This window comes from Chitinophaga sp., from assembly GCF_036566945.1.
In the GTDB taxonomy this organism is placed as follows: Bacteria; Bacteroidota; Bacteroidia; order Chitinophagales; family Chitinophagaceae; genus Chitinophaga.
In genome coordinates this window covers 1-7,799 of the sequence record NZ_DATCVJ010000583.1, presented here as the reverse complement: position 1 = coordinate 7,799, position 7,799 = coordinate 1, and the positions used below count along the sequence as shown (strand labels likewise).

General features: G+C 44.6%; 8 protein-coding genes. 5 read left to right on the top strand and 3 right to left on the bottom strand.

Features of this window, described 5'->3' with window-relative positions; translation table 11 throughout:
• The 4 genes from VIP81_RS17825 to argS all read left to right on the top strand — a co-directional run.
• A partial coding sequence (locus tag VIP81_RS17825) for an OmpA family protein (protein ID WP_331963904.1) occupies positions 1-1,168 on the top strand: 1,168 nt, incomplete at its 5' end.
• Positions 1,169-1,294: 126 nt separating this feature from the next.
• On the top strand, positions 1,295-1,780 hold the full coding sequence (locus VIP81_RS17820) for a GNAT family N-acetyltransferase (protein ID WP_331963901.1): 486 nt from the start codon (positions 1,295-1,297) through the stop codon (positions 1,778-1,780).
• Positions 1,781-1,863: 83 nt separating this feature from the next.
• Complete coding sequence (locus VIP81_RS17815; RefSeq protein WP_331963898.1) at positions 1,864-2,445, top strand: porin family protein; 582 nt, start codon at positions 1,864-1,866, stop codon at positions 2,443-2,445.
• Between the two features lie 236 nt (positions 2,446-2,681).
• On the top strand, positions 2,682-4,610 hold the full coding sequence (argS, locus tag VIP81_RS17810; protein WP_331963895.1) for an arginine--tRNA ligase: 1,929 nt from the start codon (positions 2,682-2,684) through the stop codon (positions 4,608-4,610).
• Between the two features lie 185 nt (positions 4,611-4,795).
• Here the strand turns inward: argS and VIP81_RS17805 are convergent, their stop codons facing one another.
• The 3 genes from VIP81_RS17805 to lepB form a co-directional block, all read right to left on the bottom strand.
• The gene (locus VIP81_RS17805) at positions 4,796-5,197 is read right to left on the bottom strand and encodes a hypothetical protein (protein ID WP_331963892.1); all 402 of its coding nucleotides are present in this window, start codon (positions 5,195-5,197) and stop codon (positions 4,796-4,798) included.
• Between the two features lie 80 nt (positions 5,198-5,277).
• Complete coding sequence (locus VIP81_RS17800; protein WP_331963889.1) at positions 5,278-5,766, bottom strand: cytidine deaminase; 489 nt, start codon at positions 5,764-5,766, stop codon at positions 5,278-5,280.
• A 112-nt stretch (positions 5,767-5,878) separates the two neighbouring features.
• The gene (gene lepB, locus VIP81_RS17795) at positions 5,879-7,075 is read right to left on the bottom strand and encodes a signal peptidase I (protein ID WP_331963886.1); all 1,197 of its coding nucleotides are present in this window, start codon (positions 7,073-7,075) and stop codon (positions 5,879-5,881) included.
• A 177-nt stretch (positions 7,076-7,252) separates the two neighbouring features.
• Here lepB and VIP81_RS17790 point away from each other — a divergent pair.
• Positions 7,253-7,799 (top strand): MerR family transcriptional regulator (locus VIP81_RS17790; protein WP_331963883.1); only part of this gene is annotated, 547 nt, incomplete at its 3' end.

The window sequence follows — 7,799 nt, the reverse complement described above, 5'->3', positions numbered from 1 at the left end:
CAGTAATGACTTTACCAAATGGAAAGGTTCTTTCGCTTATGGCGCTTATGTTAAATACCAGATACTTCATTTCCTCGCCCTCAGGGCTGATTATGTGGGTGGCAAATTACAGGCTGACAACAGCAAGGAGCTGGGCAATGGAATGCCGCTTGTCAGTCCCTACAAATCTTATGAAACCAAGCTGCCCTGGTCTGCTACCGTGAATGCCGTATTTAATATTACCACGGTCAACTGGCTGTTCAGGAAAAACTTCGTTTCGCTGTACGCCTCTGTGGGTGGAGGTTTAGCCGGATACAAGCCCACCCTGGAACTCAACAACGGCACTAAAGTAGAATATAAAGCAGACGATAAAGCCATTAAGGAACTGATTATCCCGGTAGGTGCCGGTCTTAAATTCAGGTTATCAGAACTCATCAACCTGGATTTGGGCTACACCATGTATTATACTGATGGGGATAACCTCGACGGCTATCCGCATGGCCCCAACAAGGATAAATACTCCTATGGCTATGCCGGGCTGGAGTTTGCGCTGGGCAAGAAAGGCAAAAAGCAATTGCAATGGGAAAACCCTGCCAGCGTGATGTATGATGAGCTGCAGGCACAAAAAGCTGCCCTTGCCGCTACCCTGGATGCTGCCAATCAAAACAATGCCAGGTTGGCTGCTGACGTAGATAAACTGACAAAAGACAGTGATGGCGACGGCGTTTCTGACTTCTTCGATAAATGCCCGGGCACTCCGGCTAACACCAAGGTAGATGGCTCCGGTTGTGCATTACCGGAACCGGTTATACAGAAAGAAGAGAAAGTAGTGATTACCGAAGAAGATACCCGTCTTGTAAAAGAAGCGATCCAGAACCTGGAATTCGACTTCGCCAAAGCCAGCATCAAGCCTCGTTCTTACCCGGCATTGGACAGAGTGGCCGAACTGCTGAAACGCAAGAACCTCAACCTGAAACTGAGCGGACATACGGATAATGTGGGTAGCCAGTCACGAAACCTTGCCCTGTCAAGGGAAAGAGCCGAAGCTGTTAAAACCTACATGATCGAAAAAGGGGTAAATTCTTCTAAAATCGAAGCCGTAGGTTATGGCATGACACAGCCTATTGCCAGCAATAAAACCGCTGCAGGCCGACAAAAGAACAGAAGAGTAGAGTTTACGATATTTTAAAAAGAATTACGAATTACGAATTACGAATTACGAATTTTTGCGAAGAGGGTAAACGCGTAGATCAGCCTACGCTTATATCTCTACAAAAATCCGTAATTCGTAATTCGTAATTCGTAATTTCATTTTATGGAGCCAATAATAATCAGAACGATCCGTCCATCAGACGACCCTGTGGTCGCCAACATTGTAAAAACAACCCTGACAGAATTCGGTATGAACAAGGCGGGTACTGCGTTTTCAGACCCTACCACCGACCACCTATCCATACTTTTCGATATTCCCCGTGCCATTTATTATGTAGCAGAAATGGAAGGCCGTGTCATTGGAGGCGCCGGTATTCATCCGCTGGATGGCGGAGAAGTACATGTATGTGAATTGCAGAAAATGTATCTGCTCCCGGAATCCCGCGGTAAGGGCCTCGCAGGCAAACTCATTACCTTATGCCTCGACTACGCTAAACAACATGGCTATACGCAGTGCTACCTCGAAACAAGCCCCGAACTCGCCCGTGCAAGAAAAGTGTATGAACAATTCGGTTTCAGGTACCTGACAGGACCTATGGGTAATACCGGCCATTTTGGCTGTGACAGCTGGATGTTGAAGGATTTATAGCAGATACATCAGGGCTGGTTCCCCGCAGTGGGGATAAAACGGCATACTTATTGCAAACTGGGCCGTACATAAAATAACATATCATGAAAAAACTTATTCTGTCTGGCGTACTAGCCATCGGAACTATGCTGGCAGTACAAGCTCAAAATGTAAAATTTGGCGTTAAAGGAGGATTGAATATTTCCAAACTAACTTCCCTTGATGATTCTAAAACCCTTGCCGGCTTTAATGTTGGCGGTCTTATCAACATCGGCCTCAATAATAGCTGGGCTATACAGCCAGAGGTGGTGTATTCCGCACAGGGAACAAAAACGAGTAGCAGTATTTTTTGGGGGTTGGGCAATATCTCCAGTACTACTAAGCTGAACTATGTGAACATACCTGTAATGGTGCAGTATACCATTGCCGAAGCATTTTACGTGGAAGCAGGCCCACAGCTGGGCATCCTGGCGAGTGCAAAACTCAAGGCAGGCGACCATACGACCGATATTAAAGACAATATGAAATCGATCGATTTCGGACTGGGCTTCGGTTGCGGGTATAATTTCGATATGGGACTGGGTATCAACGCCCGGTATAACTTTGGCCTGACCAATGTATTCGATTCTGACAATATTGACCACAAGAACTCCGTAGCACAGATCGGTTTGTCGTACCGGTTCTAGGGAGAAAGCGGGTATTGTTTTTTCCAGGATTTTACTGATTTTATTTTTTGATCATAAAGACCAGAGAAGATATTGGCTATCTGCCTATATCTCCTCTGGTCTTTCTTATTTACCCTACGTCACCAAAACAACATCCGGGAAATCAGTATAATCAGTATAATCCTGGTAAAGACAATATCCGCTTTATGCTTTCTGCTAATTGACTATCTTTGCCCCTCGCATTAATCATTTTCAGCATGAGTGTTGTACAAAACATCAGAACGGCCGCCGTGGCCGCCATCAAATCGCTTTACGATCAGCCATTAGTTGAAGCAGACATTTCAATTAATACAACCAAGCCTGAATTCGAAGGTGAGTATACCATTGTAGTTTTCTCTTTCACAAAATTCAGCCGACAAAAACCGGAAGAAACTGCACAACGCATAGGAGAATACCTGACCGCCCATAACCCGGAACTGATTGCACGATTCAATGTAGTTAAAGGTTTTCTGAACCTGAGCATCAACGATGCCTACTGGACCAGGTTCCTGGAAACGAATTATAGTGATGCCAACATCGGAATACAGCCTGCCAATGGTAAAAAGATCATGGTGGAGTATTCATCTCCCAATACCAACAAACCCCTGCACCTGGGGCACCTGCGTAATAACTTCCTCGGTTTTTCCATTGCTGAAATTATGAAGGCAAATGGCTTTGAAGTTATTAAAGCAAACCTGGTAAACGACCGTGGTATTCACATCTGCAAATCCATGCTGGCATGGCAGCTGTTTGCACATGGCGATACCCCGAAATCCAGTGGTATCAAAGGTGATCATCTGGTAGGCGACTATTATGTGAAGTTTGAATCTGTGGTAAAAGAACAAGCCGAACCTATTATAGACCGCGTACTGGAAAACGACTTTGCAGACTTTGAAGGCGCCGAAGTGGAAAAGCTGGAGAAGCTGGTGACTGCGCTGCATAAACCGGAAATACAAGACGATAAAGACAAGAAGGCCAAGATTATGGACGATATCAAAGAGATGTCGCGTAATAAGACCGAAATCATGCAGCAGGCCAAAATCATGCTGCAGCAGTGGGAAGCCGGTAACCCGGAAGTGAGGGAACTGTGGGCCACCATGAACAGTTGGGTGTATGAAGGCTTCGCCGAAACCTACAATCGTCTCGGCATCAATTTCGACAAGATGTACTATGAGAGTGAAACCTACTTATTAGGTAAAAACCTCGTAGCAGAAGGTCTCGAGAAAGGTGTCTTATTCAGAAAAGAAGACAATTCAGTATGGATAGATCTCACTGCCGACGGACTTGATCAGAAGTTGCTGCTCCGTGGAGATGGCACCTCTGTATATATGACACAGGACCTGGGTACTGCCCGTTTAAAATACGAGGATTACCATATGGATCAGAGTGTGATTGTCGTGGCAGATGAACAAAACTACCATTTCAAAGTACTGCAACTAATCCTGGAAAAACTGGGCGAGCCTTCTGCTCCGGGGCTCCTGCACCTCAGTTACGGCATGGTGGAATTACCCCATGGCCGGATGAAAAGCCGGGAAGGTACCGTAGTAGATGCTGATGACATGATCACTGAAATGATCCAGACGGCAGAAGAAAATGCCAAAGAACTGGGTAAAAAACTGGATACTTTTTCTGAAGAAGAACTGCATGAACTCTACGATACCGTAGGGATGGGAGGTTTAAAATTCTTCCTGCTGCGCGTAGATCCTAAAAAGAAAATGATCTTTGATCCTAAAGAATCTATTGACCTGCATGGCTTCACTGCCACATTCATCCAGTATGCACATGCGCGTATTAAATCTATTATCAGGGAAGTAGGTCCGGTAGCGGATCTGGCCACGTTCAATTACACCGGTGAATTATTGCCGCTGGAAAAAGAACTGATCATACTGAACGAACAATTCCCGGGCGTACTGGCAGAAGCTTATCGTGAGCTGAGTCCTTCCGTTATTGCCAATTATATTTTCTCTATCGCACAATTATTCAATTCTTTCTACGGTGAAAAAGTAGATGGGGTGCCTACCTATTCTATTCTCAGGGCAGCTACAGAAGAAAAGAAAAAACTGCGGTTGCAAATTATCATGCTCACTGCCAACGTCATTAAGCAGGGTATGAAATTAATGGGGATCCGGGTACCGGAAAGAATGTAAAAAAGCATTTTTATATAAAAGAAAAAGGAAGGCCAATCGCCTTCCTTTTCTTTTTCCATTAAAACGCTGCGAGCCTTTCGGATCGCAGCGCTGGCAGCTTGCGGCCGCCGTGGCCGAAGCTGCCGAAGAAAATACCACAGTAAGCAGCAACAAAAAAAGGAGCTTGCCTATCCTCTATCCGCTGTTTAAAATCCTTCTACACTGTGGCAAATAACTTTATCATTTGTATCATCTTTCTCTCCTAACCCGATCGCCTGATCACACAGGGTTTCCCCTTTCTCCTGCTCACCTGCACCCATATACGATTTTCCAAGCATAAACATAGCAAAAGCATTGGTAGGTTGCAAGTGTAATACTTTTTTCCACTGTACAATTGCCCGCTTAAAATGTCCTTTGTTGTACAAGTCATGTGCCTGATGCTGATAGTGAGTGACTGCCCGCAGTGTATCCTTAACAACGTGTAGCCCTGGCCGGTAGCTCACCAACATCGGCTCTTCTTTAGCAAAGTAACCTGCTGCCGGTTCACTATAGATTGCAGTAAATAGTATAATGGTACATATACTGATTATAAGCTGGCAGGGTTTCATGAATCGCGGCACTTAAAGGAGGTGCCGGACAAATATAGAGTATATATAATTTATATGCAATATAATTATATCTCTATTTTTTACAGGTTAAGTTCATCACCGTTGAAAGATAGTGGCAACAGGTCGTTAGCACGGTTAATCACATATATTTTCCCACTCAGCCCGCCCAGCACCAGTCGGATAGGAGCATCCTGCTTCGCTTCATATTCTGATATGGCCTGTCTGCACATACCGCAGGGTGAAATGGGATGTGAACTGTCGCCGTTGATATTATGATAGCTGATAGCGATGGTATCAATATCAATATTAGGATACACGGAAGCGGCAGAAGCCAGGGCTACTCTTTCTGCACAAAGACCAATAGGGAACGAAGCATTTTCCTGGTTGGAGCCAGCCACTATTTCTCCATTTGCCAATCGGATCACTGCGCCCACCTGGAAACGGGAATAAGGCGCATAAGCATATGCAGTTACTTCCCGGGCTTCTTTAAGCAACCAGGCATCCGCATCATCGAGGCCATTCATATCATTGTAAACCAGGTATTCAATATGCAGCGATTGTTTTTCCATATCAGCGTTTTTGGGTAGTACTTACGGCCGTGGGCTTGCCGGGGTAAGACAACTACGGACCGGCGATATGCCGGTCCGTAATTTACTTTAAATTATATTTCGGTGCAATTACTTACTTAATATTTCTGAAGATACGGCTCCAGCGGATACCACCTTCTCCGTAACTCATCCAGATCAGCCATGCTTTACCTACAACGTGATCTTCCGGTACAAAGCCCCAGAAGCGGGAATCCAGGGAGTTATTACGGTTATCTCCCATCATCCAGTAGTAATTCATTTTGAAAGTATAGGAATCAGCAGGTTGACCGTTGATGATGAATTTACCATCTTTTCTTTCCAGTGTATTGCCTTCGTATACGCGTATGATACGGTCGTATAAAGCGATGTTGCTTTCTTCCAGTTTAACGGTAGCGCCTTTTTTAGGCACATACATCGGACCGAAGTTTTCATCTGTCCATTTGAAATGTGCAGTATCATGCGGGAAAACAGCGTTATAGTTGAAGTCTGCAAAGTTAGCGTCCTCGTAGATCGTAATGTTTTTAACAATCGGGAATTGTTTCAGTGCTGTAACGTTGGCCGGTGTAAGATTATAGAGAAACTTGTTGCCATCAATCTGGTAAAAGTCAGGTGGATTGGTAGCAATGCCTAATTCTTCCAGTCTGCTGGTATTCAGCTGATCACCGGTGGTTTCTACCACGTATTTATGTTGACTTCCGCTCGGTACTGGTGCTGCGGTGCCATTGATATATACAGCACCGTGAATAATTTGCAGGGTATCACCCGCCTGCGCCATGCAACGCTTAATATAGTTCTCGCGCTTATCTACCGGGCGTTGAATAATCTGATATGAGTTTTGTACTGCCTGCCAGCCGGTTGCCCTGACCATGTTGTAGTAACTTGGATCGGGAGAATCGATGGCTACGGTATCACCTTCCGGGAAGTTGAATACCACAACATCATAACGTTTAATGTCTGAAAAGCCAGGTAAGCGTCTGTATTTCCATTTTACTGCTTCAGAGTAAGCTTTGGCAGATTTAGTGAAGGGCAGTGTGTGATGCACAAAAGGCACTGCCAGTGGGGTCATTGGGATACGTGGACCGTAACTGATCTTGCTTACGAACAGAAAATCGTTCACAAGTAAGGTCTTTTCCATAGAGGGGGTCGGGATCGTATAAGCCTCAAAAATAAAAGTGCGGATAAGCGTGGCTGCTATGATAGCGAAGATACCAGCGTCTAACCATTCTCTAACCGCAGATTTCTTTTTCTTTGGCTGACTGTCTTTGTTTTTTTTCCAAAATGCCAGGTTCATTCAGTTACGCTTATTAGATGCTTAAAAAGGCAAATATAATATTCTGTTGTTAGCCAGTAGCTATTACTTTACAAAAGTTTTCTTAAAAATACATTAAAAGATACTTTATTATAATTTTAGCCCATATGGCGCAACCATAAATGAATTGCCTAAATTTGACTTTTTACTATACCTGCGTTGAATACATTTACCATTAAGGATATTGAAAACTTTACCGGTATAAAGGCACACACGATAAGGATATGGGAACAACGTTATCCGCTTTTTCAGGCCAGGAGGAAGGACACCAATCATAGAACTTATGATAGCGATGACCTGAAAACGTTGTTGCGTATAGCCTATTTATACCATCACGGGATAAAGATCTCGCGCATAGCTGCTTTGTCGTCAGCGGAGCAGAACAAACTCTCACTTGACATTGCGGGAAAAGGGCAATCCACCCTATTATCCGTAAATGAGCTGATTGCCGCCACGCTCGACTACGACCAGCCACGGTTTGAGAACATCTTTTACAACCAGGTATTGCACCTGGGTTTTGAAAAATGTATTACCCGGGTGGTGTATCCTTTTCTGGAAAAAATTGGCGTATTGTGGTTAACAGGCAATGTCATTCCGGCACAAGAGCACTTTTCCTCCAATATAATCCGCGCTAAAATAATGACAGCGATTGACGGACAGCCGACTAATACTGCCGCTACCGATCATTTCCTGTTGTTTTTGCCGG